At 39.9% G+C, this 25,221-nt stretch carries 22 protein-coding genes; 1 reads left to right on the forward strand and 21 read right to left on the reverse strand.

Annotated features, from left to right (window positions below):
• Window positions 1-22 precede the first annotated feature (22 nt).
• On the forward strand, window positions 23-217 hold the full coding sequence (locus tag ACHBIE_RS07735) for a ferredoxin (RefSeq protein WP_105110914.1): 195 nt from the start codon (window positions 23-25) through the stop codon (window positions 215-217).
• Here the strand turns inward: ACHBIE_RS07735 and ACHBIE_RS07740 are convergent.
• The 21 genes from ACHBIE_RS07740 to ACHBIE_RS07840 form a co-directional block, all read right to left on the reverse strand.
• Window positions 185-694, reverse strand: a complete 510-nt coding sequence (locus ACHBIE_RS07740) for an EbsA family protein (protein WP_172080045.1) — start codon at window positions 692-694, stop codon at window positions 185-187. The two genes, ACHBIE_RS07735 and ACHBIE_RS07740, sit on opposite strands and share 33 nt — an antisense overlap.
• A gap of 146 nt (window positions 695-840) precedes the next feature.
• Entirely contained in the window at window positions 841-1,095 is a 255-nt protein-coding gene (locus tag ACHBIE_RS07745) for a hypothetical protein (protein ID WP_170239173.1), read from the reverse strand.
• 28 nt (window positions 1,096-1,123) lie between these two features.
• On the reverse strand, window positions 1,124-2,065 hold the full coding sequence (locus tag ACHBIE_RS07750; RefSeq protein WP_394733093.1) for an Rpn family recombination-promoting nuclease/putative transposase: 942 nt from the start codon (window positions 2,063-2,065) through the stop codon (window positions 1,124-1,126).
• Between the two features lie 155 nt (window positions 2,066-2,220).
• Entirely contained in the window at window positions 2,221-4,242 is a 2,022-nt protein-coding gene (locus tag ACHBIE_RS07755) for a hypothetical protein (RefSeq protein WP_394733094.1), read from the reverse strand.
• A 195-nt stretch (window positions 4,243-4,437) separates the two neighbouring features.
• The gene (locus tag ACHBIE_RS07760; RefSeq protein ID WP_105161121.1) at window positions 4,438-5,370 is read right to left on the reverse strand and encodes a glycosyltransferase family 2 protein; all 933 of its coding nucleotides are present in this window, start codon (window positions 5,368-5,370) and stop codon (window positions 4,438-4,440) included.
• A gap of 1 nt (window position 5,371) precedes the next feature.
• Window positions 5,372-7,834: an LTA synthase family protein gene (locus tag ACHBIE_RS07765; RefSeq protein ID WP_394733095.1), complete on the reverse strand. Its 2,463-nt coding sequence runs from the start codon at window positions 7,832-7,834 to the stop codon at window positions 5,372-5,374.
• Between the two features lie 7 nt (window positions 7,835-7,841).
• Window positions 7,842-9,599 (reverse strand): rhamnan synthesis F family protein, encoded by a 1,758-nt coding sequence (locus ACHBIE_RS07770; RefSeq protein ID WP_394733096.1) that lies wholly within the window; start codon window positions 9,597-9,599, stop codon window positions 7,842-7,844.
• A 1-nt stretch (window position 9,600) separates the two neighbouring features.
• A complete protein-coding gene (locus tag ACHBIE_RS07775) occupies window positions 9,601-10,911 on the reverse strand; it encodes a glycosyltransferase family 2 protein (protein WP_161948275.1) in 1,311 nt (436 codons plus the stop codon).
• Window positions 10,904-12,121: an ABC transporter ATP-binding protein gene (locus ACHBIE_RS07780; RefSeq protein ID WP_105161117.1), complete on the reverse strand. Its 1,218-nt coding sequence runs from the start codon at window positions 12,119-12,121 to the stop codon at window positions 10,904-10,906. The genes ACHBIE_RS07775 and ACHBIE_RS07780 overlap by 8 nt, the downstream gene beginning before the upstream one ends.
• Window positions 12,121-12,927, reverse strand: coding sequence for an ABC transporter permease (locus ACHBIE_RS07785; RefSeq protein WP_105161116.1), 807 nt, complete (start codon window positions 12,925-12,927; stop codon window positions 12,121-12,123). Before ACHBIE_RS07785 ends, ACHBIE_RS07780 begins: the two co-directional genes overlap by 1 nt.
• Window positions 12,924-13,859: a glycosyltransferase family 2 protein gene (locus ACHBIE_RS07790; protein ID WP_394733097.1), complete on the reverse strand. Its 936-nt coding sequence runs from the start codon at window positions 13,857-13,859 to the stop codon at window positions 12,924-12,926. Before ACHBIE_RS07790 ends, ACHBIE_RS07785 begins: the two co-directional genes overlap by 4 nt.
• A complete protein-coding gene (cps2T, locus tag ACHBIE_RS07795; protein ID WP_394733098.1) occupies window positions 13,849-15,003 on the reverse strand; it encodes a beta 1-4 rhamnosyltransferase Cps2T in 1,155 nt (384 codons plus the stop codon). The genes ACHBIE_RS07790 and cps2T overlap by 11 nt, the downstream gene beginning before the upstream one ends.
• A 123-nt stretch (window positions 15,004-15,126) precedes the next feature.
• Window positions 15,127-18,276 carry a GBS Bsp-like repeat-containing protein gene (locus ACHBIE_RS07800; RefSeq protein WP_394733099.1) on the reverse strand — a complete coding sequence of 1,050 codons (3,150 nt, stop codon included), beginning with the start codon at window positions 18,274-18,276 and terminating at the stop codon, window positions 15,127-15,129.
• 303 nt (window positions 18,277-18,579) lie between these two features.
• Entirely contained in the window at window positions 18,580-19,491 is a 912-nt protein-coding gene (whiA, locus tag ACHBIE_RS07805) for a DNA-binding protein WhiA (RefSeq protein ID WP_394733100.1), read from the reverse strand.
• Window positions 19,488-20,462 carry a YvcK family protein gene (locus ACHBIE_RS07810; RefSeq protein WP_105161111.1) on the reverse strand — a complete coding sequence of 325 codons (975 nt, stop codon included), beginning with the start codon at window positions 20,460-20,462 and terminating at the stop codon, window positions 19,488-19,490. Before ACHBIE_RS07810 ends, whiA begins: the two co-directional genes overlap by 4 nt.
• Window positions 20,459-21,346 carry an RNase adapter RapZ gene (rapZ, locus tag ACHBIE_RS07815; protein ID WP_105110929.1) on the reverse strand — a complete coding sequence of 296 codons (888 nt, stop codon included), beginning with the start codon at window positions 21,344-21,346 and terminating at the stop codon, window positions 20,459-20,461. Before rapZ ends, ACHBIE_RS07810 begins: the two co-directional genes overlap by 4 nt.
• 22 nt (window positions 21,347-21,368) lie before the next feature.
• The gene (locus ACHBIE_RS07820; protein ID WP_172021652.1) at window positions 21,369-21,749 is read right to left on the reverse strand and encodes a Rid family detoxifying hydrolase; all 381 of its coding nucleotides are present in this window, start codon (window positions 21,747-21,749) and stop codon (window positions 21,369-21,371) included.
• A 177-nt stretch (window positions 21,750-21,926) separates the two neighbouring features.
• On the reverse strand, window positions 21,927-22,328 hold the full coding sequence (locus ACHBIE_RS07825; protein WP_394733101.1) for a GNAT family N-acetyltransferase: 402 nt from the start codon (window positions 22,326-22,328) through the stop codon (window positions 21,927-21,929).
• A gap of 159 nt (window positions 22,329-22,487) precedes the next feature.
• Window positions 22,488-23,819, reverse strand: a complete 1,332-nt coding sequence (locus ACHBIE_RS07830; protein WP_105161109.1) for a DUF438 domain-containing protein — start codon at window positions 23,817-23,819, stop codon at window positions 22,488-22,490.
• Window positions 23,819-24,049 carry a DUF1858 domain-containing protein gene (locus ACHBIE_RS07835; protein WP_015646769.1) on the reverse strand — a complete coding sequence of 77 codons (231 nt, stop codon included), beginning with the start codon at window positions 24,047-24,049 and terminating at the stop codon, window positions 23,819-23,821. The genes ACHBIE_RS07830 and ACHBIE_RS07835 overlap by 1 nt, the downstream gene beginning before the upstream one ends.
• Window positions 24,046-25,221: DUF2130 domain-containing protein (locus ACHBIE_RS07840; protein WP_394733102.1), on the reverse strand; the 1,176-nt coding region annotated here is incomplete at its 5' end. The genes ACHBIE_RS07835 and ACHBIE_RS07840, both read right to left, overlap by 4 nt.

A 25,221-nucleotide genomic window follows, 5' to 3' on the forward strand; every position in this document is an offset into this window, starting at 1 on the left:
CTATTATGTTTACAATTATTCTATGAATATTAGACTGATTCCTGAAAAATGTATCGCCTGTGGTCTATGTCAGACCTACTCGCCCTTGTTTGACTATGATGATGACGGTATCGTTATCTTTAGCCATACTGAAGCATTAGAAACAAGCATTCCAGCTGATAATCAGGCTCTCCTGGCTGCAAAATCATGCCCCACCAAGGCTATTCTTGCGGAGTGATTTCGCTTCATCTGAATAGTAGACTTCAAAATAATCCTGCTTGACCAAATGGTCGACAAGCTCTATTTCGCCTTGAAATTTGGGATGAAGGGCTAAGGCATTGATGAAGTATTTCTTAGGCCACTTCCTCATGCAGAATGTTAGCTCCTCGGCTTCATCTCTCCTACAGATACTGATAGATAAATAATTGACCTTGACCTTGCTGATGGAAGCAATGTCAATTTTTTTATTCTTAAATAGATTTGCTGATGCGATATATAGATTTTCATCTTCAATGAGAAAGTACCGATGACTGCCTAAAATCGCTAAGACAATCGTCGTAAACAGCAAGAGAAAAATGATAAATACCTGGCGACTTCTCTCCAAAATGAGGGATAGCCCTAGAAAGAGAGGAACCAAGGACAGGGACCAATAAATCATCGAGGTCGCAAAATCCGGTTGCCAATGGTATCTTAATTTTCCAAATAGTCGGATCATTTTATACCTCCTTTTTCTATTTTAGCACAAAAATGAGGATTTTCCTATGGAAAATCCTTAAATTGTGTGAAATTATTACAAAGAGATTGCGATTGTGTTACAGAACGGATGACGTTGTCTAGAGAAACACACCTGTCCAGCACAGATTAACTGTGACTCGTCGCCAAGTTCAAAATATCGGCAACGGACAGACCTGTTCCTTGAGACATCTGGTCAACTGGGACTCCCATAGATAAAAGGTTTTGTTCAATCTCCATATTACGGATGATAACTCCCTGTTCGATTCCTTGCTCAATCCCCTCCTGCAAAGCCTTTTCACGCACGGCCTCCTCATGGCGGGTGATACCTGAATGAATTTCCCAAAAATGGTTGGATGCGTTGCGGCTCCACTGGTCTATCATGTCTACTTCCTCCTTGGTCATGGTAATCTCAAGACAGCTGTTGAGTAAGTTTTTGAACCAAACTCAAGTCCAAACCAACGAAGTCAGCTATCTGCATAGGACTACGACCTTGCTGTAACATACGACCGATCATACTCAATTGCCCTTGTTCGATTCCTTGTTCAATTCCTTGCTCAATACCAAGTTCAATCCCCTCTTTCAAGGCTTTCTCACGAACAGCCTCTTCATGGCGAGTGATACCTGAATGAATTTCCCAAAAATGGTTAGATGCATTGCGATTCCATTGGTCTATCATGTCTATTTCCTCCTTGGTCATGGCATTTCTGTCGAGTAGCTGCTCTGCCTTGTCAATAATAGGTGTCGGGCGCTGGCTAAAGCCACGGTTGGAGAAAAACTCCAGCCAGAGGCGTTGCTTCTCATCCAGCATGCTGTCACGAAATTTTTTCAACTCGATTATCACCATTTCAAACGGTTTCTTGTACTGCCCAGTTTCGCCGAAGGGTTGCTCCAATACTTCGCCCGTATGACTGTCCGTGATGATGAAAGAATGAATGGGACGATTATCATCAAAATAACGGCTGGCGACTAGCGCTATAGAATAGACCGGCATAATTTTTTCATACATATCGTGGGTCTTGTAAACCTTCTTGCGAACATTGGGCAAATCCTTGACAAGGTGCTGACAAGAATATGTCCAGAGCCGCTTGATGAAATTCTTCTGGTAGGCCACCTGTATCTCAATGATGACCTGGGTCTGATCCTCCATGAGAGCCAGAATATCCACTGTGGTGCTGAAAAATCCCTTCCGCTCTCGCTTGAGGTCTGCGATAGTACCGTTCAAAATCTCAACAGACTGGGGGCGAAAGCCCAGAAAAGTTTCGATAAAATCAATGGTAATCTCATGGTCGCTAAAAATTTTCTTAGCAACAATATCAGCTAAGGGATTAATCTTGTGGCGGCGTTTTGACAAATGAGTATCCTCCGAATTTAGTTCTACTACTTACATAATTCGAAAAATACTGGCAGTTTCTAAAATTATTTTATCATAAATGGAAGAAAATGTAAAAAATGAGAAAGCAAATCGTCGTGCTTTCTCATTTTTTATTTTGCTTCGAAAAACTATGATTATCTATCATATTGATAGATTCTATTACCGTCCAAATCCGAACCATAAATTAGCTTAAAGCTATTACCAAATTCAGTATCTAACTCCCTATTTGTTAGAACATATTTGACATTTAACTTATTCAATTGACTATATTCCAGTTGAATATGCAAGTTGTCTGGTGCTGGATTCTCAAACTTAGTTTTTTCATGTATCAAAGTGTAGTGGACATGTGAATAACGATTCCAATTTGATTCATATTTATGTGAAGGATCTAATTTTTCCATTAACTTCTTATCAGGATAAAAACGTACTCCATCAACTGAGATAGCACCGAACATTTGTGGAAAATTATAAAGTTGATTATTATCATTAATCCAAATCGCCCCAGAATCTTTATTGACAATTTCTTTAATTTTATGAACAAGTATTTTATTGTCAAGCATTGGAAGCCCCTGAACCATTGGATTAACTGTCATTCCTGAAATACCAATTAGACCAATTAACATTATGAAGGCAACTTTTTTTCTTGATACCAACAACCAAAAAGTAAGACTCAAACAAACTATTAAAATGATACCAACTTTTTTTCCCAAGAATCCAATATAGTCTTGATTGGAAAAAAATATAAAAAACAGACCTATGGTTACAAAAAATGTTGTTGGTAGCAAAATAGCCTTTCTAATAGCTAATTTTTGATTCCAAATCAAACCAATAGCCCAAATTGTTGAAAAAACACTAAAGACTGACATGGCCTGCCAAGCTCTACCACTTGTCACAAAACTAAACAATGTTACTTTCGACACGATCTCTGGAAAACCGATAATTGAATAGAAGGCTAAAATAATAGAAAAAATACAAAGAAGAACACCTAGCCATTCTCGTTTTATATCTTTAGTTTTAACAACAAAAGGAAGTAAGACTAATATTGGAAATATAAAATGTAGACCATTAGATAACTCCACCTGATTGCTAAAACCAGGAGTTTTAAACGGCAATACAAAGTTCAACAACACTCCGGCAAGTTCATTGATTGTAACTTCTCCACCACTAGAAACACGATTCCCTGGATAGACCGTATCAAGTGTTAATTTTAATGCATCTAAGCTACCGTACAAACTATATCCTATTATAGTAACGGAGAACAAGACTGTTGCAACAATAAAGAAAAAATCTATTTTATTTATCAGCTTATTCTTAATAGCTTTATGCAAATTTACAATGAAAAATAACAATATAAAATATCCAAAAACTACTTGGAAAGCAGGATAAATGACCAAAACAAATCCAACTATACCAATACTTAGCATGGACGAAAATAGAAGTTTTGGCCAAATATAACTAGATTTAAAATAATGGTAAATGCTCACTGCAATCAATAGTGTAAAAAAGACTATATCTCCCAAATGTTGCATAAACCACCATTGTATAACAGGTGTATAGGTAATCCAAAAACTACCTATTGCAGATAACCACTTATTTTTCCTGGTCAAAATCATTGAAAATTCAAAAGCTAGCAATAAAAATCCAATGATTTTTAAACTCCAGTACCAAGATAAAGCTTTAGCATTAGACAAAAATAAGAATCCCCAATTAAATGGCTTACCAATAATTGATATATGTCTCACAGGAGCATTATAAGCTACAATCATATTCTGTCCTGAAACGGCATAATTAGGATTTTCAACCTGTAATTTTCTAGAAGCTTGAGAAAGATAAAATGGCGTCTGGACCAACCATTCATCACTTCTTATCATTCGAGGATAACCAAGAATAGTCCCGTCCTCCCTCGGAGGTATGGAAATCCAGTTGACAGCAGTCTCTATATAATCAATACTAGTATCTTCCCTTGAAAAACCATTTATTGTTGATTGCTGAAGTCCATTAACCGTTTCTCGTACACCAAAATTGTTCCAATTAGCAATAGAGCTACCATGCAATTCTAAACTAACACATATTACAAAAAGCACTATTGAAACTAGAATCCTATATTCTATTATACTCTTAAAAAAATTAAGCATTGGTCCAGAATGTTGACTCATTCTTTTCAATATTTATACCTCTTTAAAATTCCTTTTTGATTTCAATGAGTAACTATTTCCTTACAATGAATTCCAGATTCTATTCATCATTTGGTCTTTCTACTACGCTTCCTAAAAATAGACCAAGCATTGTCAGAAAATAGTTAATATGGTTCACTCTTGACAAACGTATCTTTCGTATTAAAGACCTCAATATTACTTTTCTGAACGATAATAATCGTAAACTTTAAGTTCATATTGCATTCTATTTTGTCGAACAACAGTATCTAAAATAAAACCTGCAACAAGGGATAAAGCTGATAAAATAATGAATCCTGTAGCCAGAACCGCTGAAGGTAATTTTGATATTAAACCGGTCTTTGCAAATTCACTAATAACAGGAATGCCTGAAATTAGTCCTAAAGTCAGGAAAATTATTGTCAATATTGTAAAAAAGATTAGGGGTTTATAGTCTTTAAATAGGCTGAAAATCATCCTCAATACCTTGAAACCATCTGAAAACGTACTGAGCTTTGATTCACTGCCTTCCGGTCTATCTTTATAAGTAATTGGAACCTCGACTAATTTGTATCTCTTATCCAAGGAGTGTATGGATAGCTCTGTTTCAATTTCAAAACCTGGGGATAAGACAGGAAAATTTTTGACAAATAATCGATTAAATCCTCGATATCCTGTCATAATATCATTATAATTTCCTTTATATAATTTATTAACAAGAATACGAACTAGATTATTTCCCAAACCATGAAAACCACGTTTATTCTCTTTGCTGTAGGTTCCATTAGATAATCTATCACCAATAGTCATATCTGCCAAACCATCTCTAAGAGGCTGTAACAATGACTCTACCTCAGCTGCTGGGTAAGTATCGTCTGCATCTACCATGATGTAGTAATCCGCATCAATTTCTCTAAACATTGAGCGAACCACATTTCCTTTACCTTGTCGTGGTTCAAAACGAACTATTGCACCAGATTCACGAGCCAATTCATTCGTTCTATCCTTAGAATTGTTATCGTATACGTAAATTTCCGCGTGTGGCAATGCCTTTCGAAAATCCTCAATAACCTTAACAATTGTAATTTCTTCATTATACGCTGGTAGTAACACAGCTATTTTTTCAGTCATTTTAATCTCCTATCTTAAAAAAATCATCATCCTTCTCTAAAAATCCTTTATTTCTCAACAAATCATATTCCACGATTTTAAAATCATTCAAGATTTCTCTTCCCTCTTCTGATAAATCTTCTTCGCTAACAGTACTGTTTTCCATAACTTTGGTCAGCAAGGCTGAGTAAGGAGAAACCTTCGAATCTGTTGTTTCCAATAAAGCTGCTATAAAATCACTAGAATATAAAATAGGTCTATTTTTCTTCTCTGTCTTAAAATTACTCCATATGAAATATTCTGTTTGATACTGTAACTCCGGTCGCTCTTGAAAGTGCTCTTCGTGATATAAAGATGGTAAATGATCTCCATAAAAAACTACAGATATTTTCTCATCTTTTTTATCAAGATCATCAAGAAATTCTTTTGTTGACTTATCCGTCATACTCAATAATCTGCTGTAGCTTGTTAAGGATTCATTCTCTTCTTGAGAAAATAACTCATTCACTGCTGTAACCTCTTTGGGCAAACCAGCTGACCAGGGCATGTGATTTTGCATTGTAATCAAAGAGAAAAATTGTGGCGTTTCCGTCAATCTATCGAGGACTAATTGATATGTTGAAGCATCACTAGGATATAGTCCCTCCCTTTTGAAATCCTTGACTATAACATCAGAATCAGAAGTACCAATATAGGTTTCATATCCCATTTTTTTATAAATTCCGTTTCTTGCATAGTTATTCCCTGATTCTAGATGGATCGCTATCCTATTAGCGGGAGAAAAATAATCACTTAATGTAGGAATAAAACGCATTTTTGGTACAACATCCGTATAAATTGTTGAAATACTAGAAGACATATTGTACATAGGAAGACCTGTTAAGGATTGAAACTCCATATTTGCAGTTCCTCCTCCGTATCCATCTGAAATCATTGTACCACTCGTAAAATGATTCTTAATTTCCCTTATATTAGGCAATATATCCATGGAAATAGATGTTCCTGGAATCTTATTTGGATCAGAAAAACTTTCACTCAGAATAAAAATAACAGTTTGGTCTGCAATATTATTCTTTCTAGTCTTATTAATATCTGTTGCAATCTGGGAATATTTCTCCTTTATCTCAGATATTTTATTTCTACTGTATTCGAACGGCAATTCCATAGGAGGAGATACTATTTGTTTATACCACACAAAAGAAAGAGATTTTACATTGGCATTCACGGTATTTCCTAACCAATTTACATTTACCTCATTAGTTAATGGGGTAATGATAGGGATATTCTTAGTATGCTTTATACCGTCTTCTACTCGCATCAACGAAAGTAAGGAAAACATGATTGATAATACGGAAATAATCGAAAGCAATCTAAATTTTTTGTTAGAAAACACATAAAAATCCGATATACGTTTATAAATGATATAGTAAGATAATGCTACAAAAATAATAGCTACTACAATTGCATACGAAACTTTACTATCAACAAATCCCAATAATAAACGTAATTGTCTCAACCAAACTAAGTCACTTGGTAGTATCGGTTCATGGCGTAAACGAAATTTCATGCCATTTGCGACAATAAAAATAACTCCAATCATCACATTTACTATTGATGACACAATAAACCGATTCAATAAAAAATATATTAAAGCAAAAAGGATTGTACTAGATATTATCTGGAATATGGAACCAAGCAAATGATAATATATGCTTGGATAAAAATTTGCTGGATCTACAATAGAATACTGAATACCAAAATTTAAGAAAATCGATAATATAAAACTGACTGAGATAACAGAATATGAACTTGGAGCACGGCGAACTAAGTCACAATATCCCTTAGCAATTAGCCCCGAAAAAATAAACAGAACTAATACTAAATAAAAGATATTGACCAAGTACATAGTGAAAGAATTTTCTTTCAACATTTGAAGATAGTTACTCGAATCAATTAGAATATCCAATTTTTTATCATTAATAAACAACATTGTGAGTATGTTCATTAATAAAGTAAACAATATTGTATGACTATATTTAATATGGGTGACACTAGGACCTAAAAAAGTGAGCCACTGTGTACGTCTCCAAATCATTACAAAAAGTATCAATGTTAAGAACAGTATAAAAAGTTGTGAAGAAACCTTTGACTGAAGAAACTGATCTTTAAAATCCAAAAACAAAATATAGTTAGGATTATTTATATTGATAGTCATCCATACTAAATAACTCAAAAAATTAAAAAGCAATAATACTAGTATTAGATGGATAACAATTTTATTTTTTTTATCAATATTTCTAAAAAAAACAGATAGAATGAAACCTGCCAGTATAAGTGGTAGATATACCGCTATGGAACTTTCTAGACTAACAAAATCATTTTTTTTAAGAATTAAACTAGAAAAATTAGAAATCAAAAAAATAATATTCACATACAAAATTGTTCTGTTTTCAAATGAATCAAATTTTTCCTTTATTCTATCCAACATAAATTTATACTTTCTTTCTTGCCTTCATTAACATCTTTTTCAATATATATTTCACTGCCCTAGCTGGTCCGATAACGATGTATTTGAGCGCTCCCATAATACCGCCCAGATGATCAAAGTTAACAAAAGTGTTAGGTAACAAATCTCCGCGTTCATTTAATAGCTTATTGTCGATAAATGGTGTTAAGGCTATTGGATTCCTTGCAATTCTAAAATCATAGTGACGATCCCATGCAAGATAAACCAAGAGTCTCTCAATTGCATGGAGCACTGAATTTTGCGGTAAGGGTTCTACTGGTACATCGTCATCTGTCAATTGCAAGTCAAATAATGGTTTTAAAGCATCATATTTAAACCAGACAAAGGTTCCATAGGACATGACAAAGGTATGAAATGCATTAAAATCTATTGTTTTTGTGAGACTCATTTCATTCCAAAGTTTATTCATCTCTGGAGCAATTCTATGTTCATTATGAGCATCAACAATTTTATTATATCGGAAAAAAGATGGTATGTCTGCAATTACAATACCTATTTCGCTTTGATTCTCTAACGAAGATAGAATCTCATCTGCAGGTGTTACTAACATGTCTATCAATTCTTTTCGCCAAGACTCACCAGCCCAAAAATCGGCTTCTTTTGATTTCTTTGTATGAAAATGACCAACATAATCAAAATGCTCTAATTTATCTTTTAACTTGAGCATAGGAAGTACGTCTCTTCCTATATTTCCAGTTACAAATACTTCTGCCTGGATATTGTTTTTTTCTAAAATAAGTTCTATTTCATTATGTTTATTTTTACTATCTGTAGTAATAAATAGTGTGTAATCAAAATTGTAATTTCTAAATTGATTCAGAAATTCCTGAAGTAAATCAACATAAAAAACATGTAAGTGAATAGCAACTTTTTTCTGATTAGAGAACGGTTTAGCATAGCTATTCAAATACTTCCTACCCATTAAATATTTAAAGTCTGGATAATTTATGTTTGACATATGAGATACAATCAAATCAACAGGGTAATTCGTACCGTTCTCTATCGCTTGTAAAATATACGGAGCAATATGTTGATTGGCATCTATAGTTTTGATTTTGATAAATGGAACTTGATGACTCAATATAGCCGTTGGATTATAATAAGAAAAATCAGGGTGCAACATACCAGTTGTATCTTCTTCGACAGTATTGAATACAACCTGGTACTCGAATCCAGCATCTACTAAAGTCGAAGTCACATTTGTCTCGTAATTATCTATAACATCTTGTACATTAGTAAAGTTTTGAATACCTCTCCAAAACGATTGAAACACCTCTGACTGAACAACCTTCTGTGTAAATGTCAGGTAATAACTTTGAATATGCTCATTAAACTGTTTCGTTTTTCTAAAATTGGTCATTCCCCAAAAATCAATAGTAGAATCTGATTCAAAGTGGGCATATATTTCCTTCATATCCCACAACGGACCGAAGCAGGTATCATTCATTAACGTTACAGAGTCATAATTTTTCAACTCATCAAAGCCGACTGTCGCCATACCATCTCGCCAAGCTGCAAAATCAAAACCAATATTTTCTCTTTGGTGATAGGTGTCTATCAATTTATTTTGAATAAGTCTATGAACTGTATCATCGTTTAAGTGGCTATTTGAAATAAATACTACATTCGAAAAAAGTGGACGAAGATGTTCGAGTTGGTATTCAACGTGCGAACTAAGGTTGTCAAATTTATTAAAATGAACATATAATAAAAGTCGCTTCATACTATTTTTTTCTCCTAAAGAAGTCTATTATCTTTGAAGGAATAATCCAGCGACGTGAGTTAACAACTGAATTATACAATGTCGTTAAGTTTTCAATTTCCTTCACCTGGTGCTCATACTTCATGCTTAACGCATCATATCTAGTTGCTTTCGAACTGAGCTCAGATAGTTGATTAATGATTTTATTCGAAAACAAAAAGTTATTTGTTAAATTTAAAGTATTGGTCAGTTCGTAAGAAAAAGTTACCTTACGATTTTCGCTATTCTTCAAATTATAAATAATCTGCGGATCCTGATCTGTAAAATAATAATTCCCATCAATGACAGCTGCATTAGTCCAAATCGGTTCAATTTCAGTATTGTATGATCGAGAAATAAGTTGGATTTTTGAAAAATAATTTGGTACTTCTGAAGGATCAACGCGAATGGTTTCTACCCCAGTTGGAATCACGATTTCAACTGAATCCCGTAGCTTAATTTCTTTTCTGAATGCATTTTCTTCATCGTATTCTCCATCAACCAAAAAATAGACTGTGAGATATTGATTAGCATTTCTAGAATGAGCATCCAAGCTAATGAATCGATTCAAATGCCATTTATAAGCATTCTGTATCTCGTAGGGATACCTGTCAGAATATTTTTCAAGTAAATATGTGTATACCTGATAATATTTATAGATATTGTCTCTATCTGACATAGAATCATCTAAAACTCTATAATAAACAAAGGTATCATAATTAGGCACCACTTTTGCATTGTTGTTTATTACTAGATTTAGAAAAAAATCATAGTCTACTAATTTTTTCCGATTTAACTCAATATCAAATTGTGTCTCTCCAATGATAGAAGTGCGAATCAAGGAACACATATCTATAAAATTGCCGATTAAAAATTCTTGAAGATCAAACTCTCTAGTCTCCAAAAAAATCTGACCAGTATCTGGATTAACTAAATTTGTAGGAATGATGTCTCCATCGGTTGACTCGGCCGTATGATACAAATTTTCAATGAAATTTTCTGGTAAATAGTTGTCACTGTCGACAAATAAGACATATTTCCCGTGAATATTTTCTAATCCGATATTCCTCGAAACGACAATCCCCTTATTTTCTTGATTTATCAATTTTGTCACTGTAAACGGGGAGTGCTCAATTGTTGTTTCTATAATAGAGAGTGAATTGTCACTAGAACCGTCATTAATTATGAACAACTCTATATTTTTATAGGTCTGTTCAAAAATCGAAACTAGGCATTGTTCAATGTATTTTTCATGATTATAGCAGGTAACCACTACTGAAATCAAATCAGTCATGAAGAATCTCCCATTTTCCACTTCGTTGTAAGATACCTGAGGATGACATTTTTTCCGACTTATCATTCGCATTCATATCATCTCGATTCAAAAAAATGACGGGTGAGTTACTTGAATCTGCAAAGGCAATCATTCTATCTTTGTCATCACGTACTGAAACCTGCAATTTCATTTTTAGATTATTAACATTATCGATTGAGCAGGAATAAATTGTTGATTTTTTGCCTTTTCCAGCAGTCATAAAATCCAAGGAATTATCATTGTAAATCCAAAAATTTCGATCGACATCTGTCAGTGAAAATGCAATATAAGTTTGAATATTCTCCATAACTTCATAGGAGACTTCAAAAGCTATCTTTTCGTTAGGGCTAATAATATTATTTGTTAGTAATCTAACTTGCAGATTTGCAACTGGAGTCCTTGTTTCTTGTTCATCTTGTTGTTTGGAAGATTCTGGAGCAGACGAAACTACATTATCCATACTATATTGGTTAGCCACATCATTTGGATTGCCTAAAGCTTTCACCAAGCCTTTTTCAATCAAAACCGCTTTGTTGCAATACTTCTTGACTGCACCCATATCGTGTGTTACGAGAATGGTTGTCTTGCCGGACTTTTTGCGCTCTAAGAAATAGTCATTACATTTACGCTGGAAGGCTTCGTCACCAACGGCTAGGACCTCATCCAGAATAAGTATATCTCCTTGAGCCTTGATAGCCACTGAAAAGGCTAGACGAACCTGCATACCGCTTGAGTAGTTTTTGAGTTTCTGATTCATAAACTCTTCCAACTCAGCAAAGTCTACAATATCATCATACATGGCGTCAATTTCTTCGGTAGTAAAACCGAGCATGGCACCATTCAGATAGACATTTTCCTTACCTGTTAGCTCTGGGTTAAAGCCGACACCGAGTTCAATGAAGGAAACCAATTTCCCATTGACCGTTACCTTACCTGTCTCTGGAACATAAATCTGAGAAATAATCTTCAGAAGGGTGGATTTGCCAGAACCATTTCGGCCAACAATCCCAAAGAAATCGCCTTCTTCTACTTCGAAGTTAATATCTTTGAGGACATGCTGCTCCTTGTAGCCCTTGACCCCCTTAAATCGATTAACCAGGGCTGTACGCAAGCTCTGAGTGCTTTCTGTCGGGAGCTTAAAGTATTTCCCAACATGCTCCACCTTTACAGCTATTTTTTTATCAGTCATTATAAAATCTCCGCAAAACGCTTAGCATTTTTAGTAAAAATCGCATAACCAAGTATAAACACCACTATTGGAAGGACATATGGAATAGCTACAATCGCTGGATTGGCAACCAAATCACGAATGGTCATACTACCAGAATAGATAATATAGTGACGCAAATCTTGGATAATTTGTGCGATTGGATTGAGCATCATAAACTTGGCAACTGTTTCTTGACCACGCTGGATGATGAAAGTAAGCGAGTAAATGATTGGTGTCGCATACATACCAGCCTGCAAAAAGACTTCCCAGATGGGACCGATGTCTCTATATTTTACAAATAATGTAGATAAAATAAAGGCAACTCCTGTCGCAAGCAAGACCAGCTCAAAAAATAGGGGAATAATCACCAAGATAGACCAAGAAAATGGAACTCCGCTGATGAGGGCAAAGGTCAAGACTACCAAGAGGTTGATAGCGTAGTTGATAGACGCTCCCGCAACAGATGAAAAAACAATAATTTCCTTAGAGAAATTTAATTTTCTCAGCAAATCCCCACGAGAAACGATGGACATCATCCCCATACTGGTGGCCTCTGTAAAGAAATTCCAGGTCACCATTCCCAGCAAAATACTAACCGCATAGTGGGGTGTTCCATCATCAAATCGAAGAAAACGGACAAAGACCAAGTACATAATCGCAAACAAGAGCAAGGGCTTCAATATTGACCACAAATGCCCAATCAAGGATCCCTGGTATCTTAATTTAAAGTCTGTCTTGACCATTTCCCGCAGGAGAATTTGGTTTTCTTTGTTGAATAAATTCATTTTATTTCCTTATAAGCAAATTTAGTTAGGATGAGGCTGGTAAATACCAGTGTGTGAAAGGCTTTGTTTTTCCTCAATCCATATGTTTTTAATATTCGGTAGCGTTCTGACATAGGCTTATCCATTATAGTCACAAAGGCCTCGACCAGATTTCTATCGGTTGGCGCCAAAGGCAGAGCCAGCAGATGGCTTGCTTGCTTTTGACTATTGTGAATCAAGTCCCAGTAAATGGAGAAAAGTACATGGGGCCGAATCCATTTTTTGAATCGCTTGGACAAGGTTCTAGCTCCCAAGACATTTTCAGCATGCTGGCGGTACAATTCCGTCGGCTGGTCAACGTAGACTAATGTTCCAAATGCTGTCGCCAACAAGGCCAGATACCAGTCGTGCATGAGAATGTCGTCTGTCACCGTCCACAGTTCAGCCAGAGCGTGGTTTATCATGCTAGTTCCGCCTGTCACTGTATTTTCAGTCAATTCTTGAACCAGCTCGGTATTGGCATGATGAGACTGGCTGCGAATCATACTTTCATTCATGACCTGCAAGTCTTGGTTAACCACCTTTAAGTCTGTGTAAACCATGAGTGGCTGGTCTGCTGGATAGGCTTGAGCCGTCTCCAAAGTCACCTTTAGTTTATCTGGTAACCAGACGTCATCCTGATCACTGAAAAAATACACATCAGCCCTCTTGTATTGCACCAAGGCGTGAAAACTTTTGATGACGCCTAGATTTTCGGTGCTGTCGGGATTGATAAAGTGAATTCGGCTATCCTGCTGGGCAAAATCAGCGATAATTTCACGTGTCCTGTCCCTAGAGCCATCGTCTCGTATCAAGAGCATCCAGTCCGTAAAGGTCTGGGCCTGAATAGAGCGGATTTGCTCTGCTAAAAACTCCTGACCATTGTAGGTCGACATGAGTATGTTAACGTTCATGTAAAAATAATTCCTCATATTGTTGGACAATTTTCTCCCAAGTATAGTCCTTTCGCATGTGCTCTTTGGCAATCTGCCCTAGCTCCACTGCTTCTTCTTGTCCATCAATTTGGTTGAGTAGTTGGGTCAGATTTCCACTTTCCTTGGTCCAATAGCGAGCGCCATTTTGTGCGACTTTGCGGTTGAAATCCACACCTAAAACAAGATTTTCATTAGTTTGAGCTAACGCCTCTAAAAGACTTGGATTGGTTCCACCCACTTCATGCCCATGAATATAAGCGCGACATTCCTGCCGCAGATACTTGAGTAAATCCTGATCATAGACAGTCCCGATGAACTTGATTCGCGCATCTCTCTCAAAGCCCGTTTCTTCCTTTAGCTTTTGGAAATAGGCAGAGCCTTCATGATTGGCTACGATAACCAAATCACGCTGGGTGCTCGACTTCATGAACTCCTTGATAGCTGTCGCGTAATTATTTTCAGGAACAAAACGCCCAATAATCAAATAATAATCCTTTTCGCGGATGGACCAGTTGGCAAAAGCCTGCCGTACTTGCTCTGATTGGCTAGTCAGACTGGTCTGACTCAAATCAGTCCCGTAAGCGATAAATGTGGTCTTAGTCCCCGGATAGGCTGATTGAATATAGTCCTCAATCCCCTCATTATCTGCAATGATGAGATTGGCCTGCTTAGCCATCGCTTTCTCAGCATGTTTCAGATAAGCTTGTACAGGCTTAGGCCATTTGGCACGTTTCCATTCTAAACCGTCAGGATTGACAAATAAAACACCGCCAACATCCTTAATTTTCTTGGCAAATGGAGCTATGAAGCCACCTATGGTATTTCCCAAAATGTAAAAAATCGGAGACTGCATCTGCTGGTCCTTGACAAGACGCAGAGCGTAGGAAATGGCCATCATGTCATAGGCGATAACGCGGGCCGGACCTAATTTAGGAGGATTGATGGTAAAGCAATCCGCCCCCAAATAAGCCGAATGCTCCTGATGACTGGTGTCTGACAGGTTGGCCACATGGTAGTGTATATTTTTTGATTCTTGGTGACTGACCAGTTGCTGGACGAAGGTCTCAAAGCCACCATACTTTGCAGGCAAGCCACGACTGCCGATGATAAAAACGTGTTGCATAAACTTCTCCAATTAACTGCCGTTCTTTCTATTATAGCATTTTATCAGGTAATCCGCTATTTTGACATTAGGCAACGCAGAAAAAGCCATCAAAAATGATGACTTATCCTACGGGTAAAATCCCTAGTTATCAAACTTGTTCAATCCATATCTTTGAATCAAGGACAGCAATTTTTCTCCATATTTCGGGTCTGTTGCATAGCCTGATTTTTGCAAAGCAACAATTGCCGTTTGATAATCTTTGGCCTGGGTATAGGCTCTGTAATTTTGTGTTCTCCAAGGTGATGACGTAAAGAATTTACTGTAATCTTGGATACTTTCTGATACGGTGTTATAGGCTCTAAAATATGCCGTTTCTTGGACTGCTTTTCCATTACGGAACTCTGTCGTTTGTTTTGATACCATCTTACCTTTCCAAGTGGTGTCTGCCTTGATTCCAAAAAGGTTATTCCCTTGGGTAGCCAATTGAGATGTGCCCCATGCTGACTCAAGAATAGCCTGGGCCATTACCACACTCGGAACTAGACCCGTGGTTTTAGCAGCTGATACAAGACTATTGATAAATAATTGTTGATTTTTTGATGTCTGAAGAGGAGTTGTTATTACAGGTGTCGTTGCAGGCTTAGAAGGTTGGGATGGTTTGGTTGGTTGCGATGCTTGCGAGGTCGTTGATTTGACATCATGTTTGGTAGTTAGAAGTGTGTCTAGCTTTCTAGTTTGGCTATTCTGTCCGTAGACAATCATATTGTAAGTGCCAGTGTCGTTTTTATGGTCCTTAGTCGCTACTGCAAAAGTGTATTGACCGTTTGACTGACGGCTAGCACGGTAGACCTTCATATCATCCTGACCACCATTAGCTGACCATACCGGAACTACAACACTGGAAACTGTTGATGAAACATTAGAAAGTGCCACGTTGAAACCTGTTGCTGTATTGGTAACACTAGCCGACACCTTACCTGCGATAACAGTTGCTTTTGGCGTTTCGGCCGGCTTGGCTACTGCCGGTGTCGTTGTCGGTTTAGAAGTTTCGGCTGGTTTAGATACGGCTGGAGCAGTCGATGATTGACTGGTAGCTGAATAGTTATGACTGCCACTGAGGAGTGTATCCAGCTTCCTAGTCTGAACATTTTGTCCGTAGACAATCATATTGTAGGTGCCAGTGTCATTTTTATGGTCCTTAGTCGCTACTGCAAAAGTGTATTGACCGTTTGACTGACGGCTAGCACGGTAGACCTTCATATCATCCTGACCACCATTAGCTGACCATACCGGAACTACAACACTGGAAACTGTTGATGGAACATTAGAAAGTGCCACGTTGAAACCTGTTGCTGTATTGGTAACACTAGCCGACACCTTACCTGCGATAACAGTTGCTTTTGGCGTTTCGGCCGGCTTGGCTACTGCCGGTGTCGTTGTCGGTTTAGAAGTTTCGGCTGGTTTGGCTACTGTTGGTGTCGTTGTCGGTTTAGAAGTTTCGGCTGGTTTGGCTACTGTTGGTGTCGTTGTCGGTTTAGAAGTTTCGGCTGGTTTGGCTACTGTTGGTGTAGAGACCGGTTTCGTAGCTTCGGCTGGTTTAGATACGGCTGGAGCAGTCGATGATTGACTGGTAGCTGAATAGTTATGACTGCCACTGAGGAGGGTATCCAGCTTCCTAGTCTGAACATTTTGTCCGTAAACAATCATATTGTAAGTGCCAGTGTCGTTTTTATGATCCTTAGTCGCCACTGCAAAAGTGTATTGACCGTTTGACTGACGGTTAGCACGGTAGACCTTCATATCATCCTGACCACCATTAGCTGACCATACCGGAACTACAACACTGGAAACTGTTGATGGAACATTAGAAAGTGCCACGTTGAAACCTGTTGCTGTATTGGTAACACTAGCCGATACCTTACCTGCGATAACAGTTGCTTTTGGCGTTTCGGCCGGCTTGGCTACTGCAGGTGTTGTTGCCGGTTTAGAAGTTTCGGCTGGTTTTGGCGCTGGGGTTGTTGCTGGCAGACCTGCATGTTTCTTATAATAGTCAGAAATTCCTTTGACAATTCCATCAACCAATTTTTCCTGATAAGCTGCGGACGAGATTTTTGCTGACTCTGCACTATTGGACATATAGCCCAACTCTAGCAAGACCGCGGGAGCAGTCGTCTCACGCAAGACCTGGAAAGTTCTCCGCATCACTCCACCGTTTCGAGCACCAGTATTGGTAATTAGATTAGATTGGATGCTGTTTGCCAAACTTGCACTCAAACTTATGCGCTGAGCATCATTGTGATACTGGCTATTGATTCGCGCAGGATACTCTGGAAAATACTGATAATAGTAAGTCTCAATCCCATTAGCAGAAGGAGACGTCGAAGCATTAAAATGAATACTTACAAAAATATCTGAAGAAGTTCGATTGGCTTTTTCAGAACGCGGCAATAAACCAACAGAGCTATCTGCCGTTCGAGTCAATTCCACTCGGAAACCTTGCGCTTCAAGCTTTGATTTTACACGATTCTGAATCTGTAGGTTCAAATCCTTTTCATTTTTACCAAAATAAACGGCACCGGGATCACTACCACCATGTCCTGCATCTAAGTAGACAACTTTATTGAAGACATTGTACTGCCCTTGAGATGCTGAACCACCGGATACTGATGTCGTAGATGCGGATGGCTGAACAGGAGTATTTACGGGCGTTGTCGGCGCAACCGTTCCTACAGAAACATAGCGTCGATTTCCACCATAAGAAATGTAGCTTAACCATTTATGCTGGTCCGCAGTTACCACACTGTCATAATTAACCGTTTGCCCCTTTTCATAGCGTGCCAAATCTGGACTTGAAATCTTTGGCTCACTCTTAACACCTGTAGCCTGAGTAAAGACATAACTACCTGAAGGTGCTACATTTGGGGCTACTGGTTCTGTTGATGCTACAGTTGGCGTCGTTTGGCTTGCTTGATTTGAAACAGCTTGGGTACTCCCTGACTGTGGCATCGATCTCAAAGAGGTCGTTCCTGTCGTATCAGTTGGTTGAGTCACTGCTTCCGCTGTCGCTTCTGTGGTTACCGTAGTTTCTGTGGCAGCAATAGGATCAACTGAAGGAGCAGTCGCTACCGTTGATGTTGAAGGCGTAATCACTGGACTAACATCCGACGAAACCGGCACTTCTTCAGCAGATGCTGTTTGAGTGGCCATAAAGGACACGCTTGCCAATAAAACAGAAGCAGCACCAAATGAATACTTCCGAATCGAAAAACGTTGTTTTTGATCAAATTTCATATAAATCTCCTATGTGTACAAACATATCTATCAACAATCACAAGCTAAATCTGGTCTCAAAACGTCCATATCAATTCGACACCACATTTTGTTGTGAGCACAAAAACTTCTGCCAACATTCTACCATATATAGAAAAAACTTGCAATGATAAACAACTATTCTGTAACTATTATTTCGTTTAAACATTCTACTACAAAATTTGCTGCCTACAGAACCTCTTTTTTAAAATCAACGAGAACCTCAGTTTGGTAAAGGGCTAATTTTTACATAAAAAAATAGCCTGAATACAGGCTATCCACTCCCTACAATTCCTCAGCTATCTTATTAATTTTCCGCAGGCGATGATTGACACCACTCTTGGTAATTGGGTTGGTCAAGCTATCCGCCAATTGCTGGATAGAATAGTCAGGATGCTGGATGCGGAGCTGGGCCACTTCCTGCAAATCTCCAGGCAACTGGTCCAGTCCAATGGTCTCCATAATCTTACTGATATTGTTAATGGTTTTCATGCTGGCAGTGACTGTCTTGGCAATATTGGCAGCTTCAGCATTGGTGGCACGATTGAGATCGTTTCTGGCCTCGCGCAGGAGCTTGACATTTTCAAACTCGATCTTTGCCTCTTCTGCCCCAATGACCAGGAGGAAATCCATGATATCCTCAGCCCGTTGCAAATAGGTAATGGTCCCTTTTTTTCGTTCAATCACCTTGGCATCCAGCAGAAATTTCTGCATCAAGTCCGCCAAGTCAAGAGCATGGTCGCTGTAGACCGAGGCAATTTCCAGCTGGTACTTACCTTTTTCAGGGTCCTTGACAGAGCCCGCCGCCAAAAAGGCACCACGCAGATAGGCCTGGCTCCAGGAATCATTTTCCAATACCAGCGGTGAAATCCCCGTCTCCAAGCCGAAAAAGCTATCTGCCAGATAGAGGTCGTTGAGAATATCATTGACCCCGTCTTCGATATGAACAGAATAAATCCTATTCTTTCTAAGGTTTTGCCGTTGGTGGTGACGGATTTCCGCCTTAATCTGGTAAAAGGTCTGGAGCATTTCATAGACATGCCGAGCAATCTTGGCATTTTCAGTCGTAATGGACAGGGTCAAGCCTGATGATGCCAGACCCAGACTGCCTGCCAGCTTGATCATGGCCGACAACTCCGACTTATTTTGACTGGACTGAATCAGCAATTCTTCCTTGACTTGTATCGTAAAACTCATGACCGCACCTGCAAGATATTGAGTAATTCTTCTACTACAAAATCACCGTCGTGAAAAGCTCCGCCATTTTCCAAACGAAGAAAATTCGACGAAATCACGCGCCGCGCCTGGTCCTGAAGCCCTGCAAAATCGTGCTTGACCTGGACCAGATACTCATCAAACTGGTGGGTATCCATGTAGTCCTGTGGCACAGGCTCGATGTTTACCAGGACGGTGTCTATAAACCGGCAGGCCAGATGTGCATTGAGGACCGCAGCGTGGTCAGCATCTGAGAAGAACTCCGTCTCCCCGCGCTGGGTCATGATGTTGCAGACATAGACCACCTCCGCCTTGGTCTCCTTGAGAGCTTGTCCAATCTCGGGAATCATAAGGTTGGGTAGAATAGAGGTGTAGAGTGAGCCAGGTCCCAGCACCACCAAATCGCTGTCCATAATGGCATCCACTACCTGCGGGCTGGCTGTTGGGGTTTGATCATTGTAGGTATTGGTGACAAATACATGCCCAATCATGCCTGGATGCTTGGAAATTTTACTTTCACCGACCACCTCAGTCCCGTCAGTAAAGACGGCATGGAGAGTCAGCGGATGCTCACTGGAAGGATATATTTTCCCTGTCGTATGGAAAAAGCGGGTCAAGAGCCGCATGGCATTGTAGGTCGATCCCTGCATCTCAGAAATCCCAGCGATGATGAGATTGCCCAGCGGATGTCCTGCCAAGGGACCGTCGCTGGCATCAAATCGGTACTGGAAAATCTGCTCATAGAGCTTGGGCATATCCGACATAGCCAGCAGGACATTGCGCAAATCACCCGGCGGTGTAACCTGGAGGGCATGGCGAATCTCACCAGACGAGCCTCCGTCATCTGCCACCGTCACGATAGCTGTAATGTCCGCATCCTTGTTGCGCAGGCTTTTGAGAATCACAGGAATCCCCGTTCCTCCTCCGATAACCGTAATCTTTGGCTTTCTCATGACCGATTGACCGTCTCTTTCCGCTTGTCTTTGTCCCGATGACTCAGGTTGACAAGCCAGTTTTTCTCTAGGTCTTCTGCTAGGCGTTTGGCAAAGGCTACACTGCGGTGTTGACCGCCCGTGCATCCGACTGCTATGGTCAGAACTGATTTACCTTCCTTCTGGTAACCTGGCAGAATTGGCTCGATCAAGCTTATCAAATGGCCGTAGAACTCTTCTGATTCCTGGTGGTCCATAACGTAATCGTAAACCGGCTGGTCCATCCCTGTCAGATTGCGCAGTTCGGGCTTGTAATATGGATTTGGCAAGAAACGCACGTCAAAGACCAGGTCCGCATCTAGAGGTAGGCCGTACTTAAATCCGAAGGATAGGACTTCCACCCTGAAAGACGGCTGATTGTCCTGGCTAGCGAATTGCTCAGAGATGGCCATACGTAGGTTTCTCGGTGTCAAATCCGAGGTATCAATCACATTCTGACTCATATTTTTCAAGGGAGCTAGAAGTTCGCGCTCTAGATTGATACCGTCGAGAACTCGGCCGTCTGCAGCCAGAGGGTGAGAACGGCGGGTCTCCTTATAGCGGGCCACCAATTCACTATCCGTGGCATCCAGGAAGAGAATCTTGAAGTCCAGGTCTTCTGCGGTTTCCAGGTCATCTAGAACTTCACGGATTTCCGCAAAGAAGGACCGGCTCCGCATGTCGACAACCAGGGCAATCTTGTTATTGTCCTTGCTGGCATGGATCAGCTCGATAAATTTTGGCAATAGGGTCGGTGGCATATTGTCAATGGTAAAGTAGCCCAGGTCCTCAAAGGACTGGATAGCGACTGTCTTACCGGCTCCCGACATCCCTGTCACGATAACTAGTTGGAGTTTGTCTGCCATGGCTAGACCTCCTTTTTCTGATTTATTCAACAACGGCGATGACTTCGATTTCAACCTTCACATCGCGTGGCAGGCGAGCAACTTCTACAGCTGAGCGGGCTGGAAAATCGGATGAGAAGGCTGTTTTATAGACCTCATTAAAGAGTACAAAATCATTCATATCCTTGAGGAAACATGTTGTTTTGACAACGTGGTCAAAGTCTGTTCCAGCTTCTGCTAGGATGGCTGCAATATTTTTCAAGACTTGATCGGTCTGTTCTTGAATGGTTTCACCAACCACTTCACCCGTTTCTGGTGATAGGGGTACTTGACCTGATGCGAAGAGCAGGTTGCCTACGACCTTACCCTGAACGTAAGGGCCAATAGCTGCTGGTGCTTTGTCTGTGTGAATCGTTTTCATCATTGTTCTCCTTTTCTCTATACATCAATTATAGCATAGGTTGCTAGGATTGAGGTAGTTTTGGGAATTCTTTCCATGGATAATCCCTGAAATTTTAGGTAACAAAAAAGGCTGGACATGGATTCCAACCTTATCTAGAGCTTCTTATTTTTTCTATTAACATCTCAATACAGCATGATATCATGTTCCAGTGGCTTGATAAAATACAGAGAGGTTATCGTCGTTGTAGGCAGAAGCTTCAATTGCCAGAGGGCTGTCCTCATACCAAACACCAGTCCCATCCGGAATAAAACCGTTTTGCACATAAAGTTTCTGAGCCTTGCCATAATGAGCATTCAAACCAACACCTATCCCTATCTGGGATGTAAAATCGGATACAAGTTGGCAGATAGCATCCAATAATCTGTAGCAAATTCCCTGACCCTGAAAATGTTCAAAGACAGTAAAATCGACAATTTCAGGAATACCTGTCTGAGAAAATCGCCCCTTCTTGGGACATTTGACAAGGGTAATATAACCCAGACAGGCCTGCTCATTTTCAGCTACCAAAACCTGGTGCTCACCTTCTTCCTGCTCCGTCAAATAACTTTCCAGGATTGCCTTCCGCGACGGCCAGCCCTGCTCTAAAAAGCCTGAACTAGCTTCTCAATATGACAAGCCTCTAAATGAACTATTCTAATCATGTCACACTCCTCTGTATAGATAAACACAAGACATCTTTAAGTAATATGATAGGTGTAACTAAATCTCTCTAGAAAAATCACTGTCTAGTTCCCGATAGGATTGGATATTTTGAACATATTCTAAGACGCCTTGAAATTGGTCTTCTTGGTCACGAACCGCCTTGTAAACGACATAAACAAAGGTTTCTTCATCCTTTTTGAACCACATAGTCACTTCATTTTTCTGTCCACTGCGCAGGAGTTCAAAGATTTTTTTGACCTTGTCAACAATTTTCGGTGGATGACAGAGTTCGACATTGCGTCCGATTTGACTAGGTGTCCGCTTGAAAATCATTTCCTCAACTGGATGGCTATCATTGTAATATTGGAAAATGTCATCCTTGTTCACGAAGGTTAATTCCAATGGTAAATGATTAAGGATGAGATTCGCTTGTTCAAGAGTCAAATAACCATTGCCAAAAGGCTGTGGACTAGCAGGGTCCAGAACTGATGTGGTCGGTTCTTTTGGTGTGAAGGAGATAGTAAACTGTCCCTCTGGCGTATCAATCACCCTCACATTGGGATCGCTTGCCTGCGGTGTCGACAGTGTGTCAGTCTGCTCTGCTATTTCTCCAAAAGAAACCCGATGGAGAACCCATTTTGCTGTAGGTTTCACAATTGCGTAGCCATAAGCATCACTTTCAGCGGCAATCTGCAACCAATCATCTTGTGTAAAAGTCTCCAGCAAAATCATTAGCAAGATCGCTTCTTCCTTGAAAATCATCTCTTCAAACTCAGTGGCGAAACTTTCAAAAGTTCGACGAACAGTTTCTATATCTCCATCTGGCAAGGTATCTAAAGCCTTGCGGGCTTCCTTAAAGAGCAGACGAATATCATCATCTACGCCCCACATTACCTTGGGTGGCGCATCATGACCATAGCGCTCCATGATTGGAAAGAAGAGTTTTTCCTTGCGCGTATAATGATGGTCAAACTGACCTAACAATTTATATTGACGTTGCAAACCTTGGAGAAGTTGGTCGCGCACTTCTTCCTCCTCCACTTGCTCATACTGCTCTAAAATCCGACGAATGCGCAATAAAGCTCCACGAAGTGCAAGATTTTCTTGTTTAAAGACATAAACAGGATGACCTTCTTGATCCATGTCTGCCACTTGGACATCCGATATAGCTCCCTTGAAAAGATTGGCATGAACATTACATAAGCCCATAACATCTTCGAAGGTAATCCCCGTATCGCTAGACATGAGTTCGTGTTCCATCATCGAAATCTCCAGCGCTGACACACCTGTAAAATGCTGATTAAATTGTTCCTGAACGGACTCCGCGCTAGCTCCGTTATGCAGGTCCAAGAGGATATTCTTCAAAATGTCAATCCGTTGTTCCGTCATTATTCTCCTCCTATTACCTCATAGCCGTTGCATTCCAAGACCTGCTGAATACGGTCTAGCGGAATCTTGGTCATCTTGGAGCCAGTCTTGAGACTGGTTACCTTACCAACTGTGTTGAGCATAGCTGGATTAGCCAAAGGCTTGAAACCAAGCTCCACCAGAATATCCTTGACTTCTGGGTGCTGGTTGATAATCTCTGCAACAGGCAGATTTAGGTCGATGGTGTTCATTGTTTTTCCCCCTTCAACGCCTCAAACTTCGCTTTCATGGTTGGATTGTTACGTGTTAGCTTTTTGACCGTGACGTCATCCAGTTTGTTATTGGCCAGACGGAGCTGATTCTCGCTGGTGGTCAGGGCTGCTTTGACCGCCTCCATCCGCTTGATAGCCTTATCAATCTCGTCAATGGCTTTTTGGAAATTGGTACTGGCTGACTGGTAGTTCTTGGCAAAAGCTGTTTTAAAGGTCGCCAAATCTTCTTCAAAATGCGTAATATCGATATGCTGTTCTCTGACCAAGGCCAACTCCTGCTTGTACTTCAAACTATTGAGCGCCGCATTGCGTAAAAGTCCTATCAACTGTATAAAGAACTGAGGACGAACCACATACATTTTCTCGTACTTGTGGCTGACGTCCACGATGCCCGTATTGTAGTAATCGTTATCCGCCTCTAGCATGGTCACTAGCACCGCATATTCACAGTTCTTCTCACGACGATCCTTGTCCAATTCCTTGAAAAAGTCCTCATTCTTATGCTTTTTAACCGTGTCATCCGCCTCATTTTTCATCTCAAACATGATGGAAATGATTTCGACACCATTTTCATCCGTCTCGCGGTAAATGTAGTCGCCCTTGGACCCACGCGCCGACACTTGATTATCTTTTTCAAAATAAGCATTGGGAAAGGCTAACTGTCGAACCTTATTGAACTCCGACTCAGCATACAATTCCAAACTTTCACCGATAGCCTTGGTGGACTGCTGGGCCTTAAAGTTTTTATAGAACTCCACCTGCTCGCTTGCTGCCTTGAGCTGGACCTCATACTCCTGTCGCGTGGTCGCCAGCGCCAATTCCTGCTTTTGCTCCTGCAAAACCAAGGCATTCTGGGCCGCATCCCGCTCCTTCTCAACCTGAGCCACTGCCTGCTGCAACTCCAAATCCTTGGACAGACCCACTTGCTCCAATTTTGCCTTTAGCTCTAGGATTTCTTGGTCTTTTTGGGAAATAGCAGAGCTAATTTCATGTTCCGTCTGACTAGTCAGTTTGTCCAGCTGAGCCTGAAGTGCCATCAACTCCTTATCCTTTTGAGCAATAGCAGAGCTGACCTCATGTTCCGTCTGACTAGTCAGTTTGTCCAGCTGAGCCTGAAGTGCCATCAACTCCTTATCCTTTTGAGCAATAGC

The organism is Streptococcus sp. A23 (assembly GCF_043674155.1).
Lineage (GTDB): Bacteria > Bacillota > Bacilli > Lactobacillales > Streptococcaceae > Streptococcus > Streptococcus suis_V.

Coding starts and splice junctions, on each gene's coding strand:
- ACHBIE_RS07735 (WP_105110914.1), top strand. CDS start 23: ATGAATATTAGACTGATTCCTGAAAAATGTATCGCCTGTGGTCTATGT.
- ACHBIE_RS07740 (WP_172080045.1), bottom strand. CDS start 694: ATGATCCGACTATTTGGAAAATTAAGATACCATTGGCAACCGGATTTT.
- ACHBIE_RS07745 (WP_170239173.1), bottom strand. CDS start 1,095: ATGATAGACCAGTGGAGCCGCAACGCATCCAACCATTTTTGGGAAATT.
- ACHBIE_RS07755 (WP_394733094.1), bottom strand. CDS start 4,242: ATGAGTCAACATTCTGGACCAATGCTTAATTTTTTTAAGAGTATAATA.
- ACHBIE_RS07760 (WP_105161121.1), bottom strand. CDS start 5,370: ATGACTGAAAAAATAGCTGTGTTACTACCAGCGTATAATGAAGAAATT.
- ACHBIE_RS07770 (WP_394733096.1), bottom strand. CDS start 9,599: ATGAAGCGACTTTTATTATATGTTCATTTTAATAAATTTGACAACCTT.
- ACHBIE_RS07775 (WP_161948275.1), bottom strand. CDS start 10,911: ATGACTGATTTGATTTCAGTAGTGGTTACCTGCTATAATCATGAAAAA.
- ACHBIE_RS07780 (WP_105161117.1), bottom strand. CDS start 12,121: ATGACTGATAAAAAAATAGCTGTAAAGGTGGAGCATGTTGGGAAATAC.
- ACHBIE_RS07785 (WP_105161116.1), bottom strand. CDS start 12,927: ATGAATTTATTCAACAAAGAAAACCAAATTCTCCTGCGGGAAATGGTC.
- ACHBIE_RS07790 (WP_394733097.1), bottom strand. CDS start 13,859: ATGAACGTTAACATACTCATGTCGACCTACAATGGTCAGGAGTTTTTA.
- cps2T (WP_394733098.1), bottom strand. CDS start 15,003: ATGCAACACGTTTTTATCATCGGCAGTCGTGGCTTGCCTGCAAAGTAT.
- ACHBIE_RS07800 (WP_394733099.1), bottom strand. CDS start 18,276: ATGAAATTTGATCAAAAACAACGTTTTTCGATTCGGAAGTATTCATTT.
- whiA (WP_394733100.1), bottom strand. CDS start 19,491: ATGAGTTTTACGATACAAGTCAAGGAAGAATTGCTGATTCAGTCCAGT.
- ACHBIE_RS07810 (WP_105161111.1), bottom strand. CDS start 20,462: ATGAGAAAGCCAAAGATTACGGTTATCGGAGGAGGAACGGGGATTCCT.
- rapZ (WP_105110929.1), bottom strand. CDS start 21,346: ATGGCAGACAAACTCCAACTAGTTATCGTGACAGGGATGTCGGGAGCC.
- ACHBIE_RS07820 (WP_172021652.1), bottom strand. CDS start 21,749: ATGATGAAAACGATTCACACAGACAAAGCACCAGCAGCTATTGGCCCT.
- ACHBIE_RS07830 (WP_105161109.1), bottom strand. CDS start 23,819: ATGACGGAACAACGGATTGACATTTTGAAGAATATCCTCTTGGACCTG.
- ACHBIE_RS07835 (WP_015646769.1), bottom strand. CDS start 24,049: ATGAACACCATCGACCTAAATCTGCCTGTTGCAGAGATTATCAACCAG.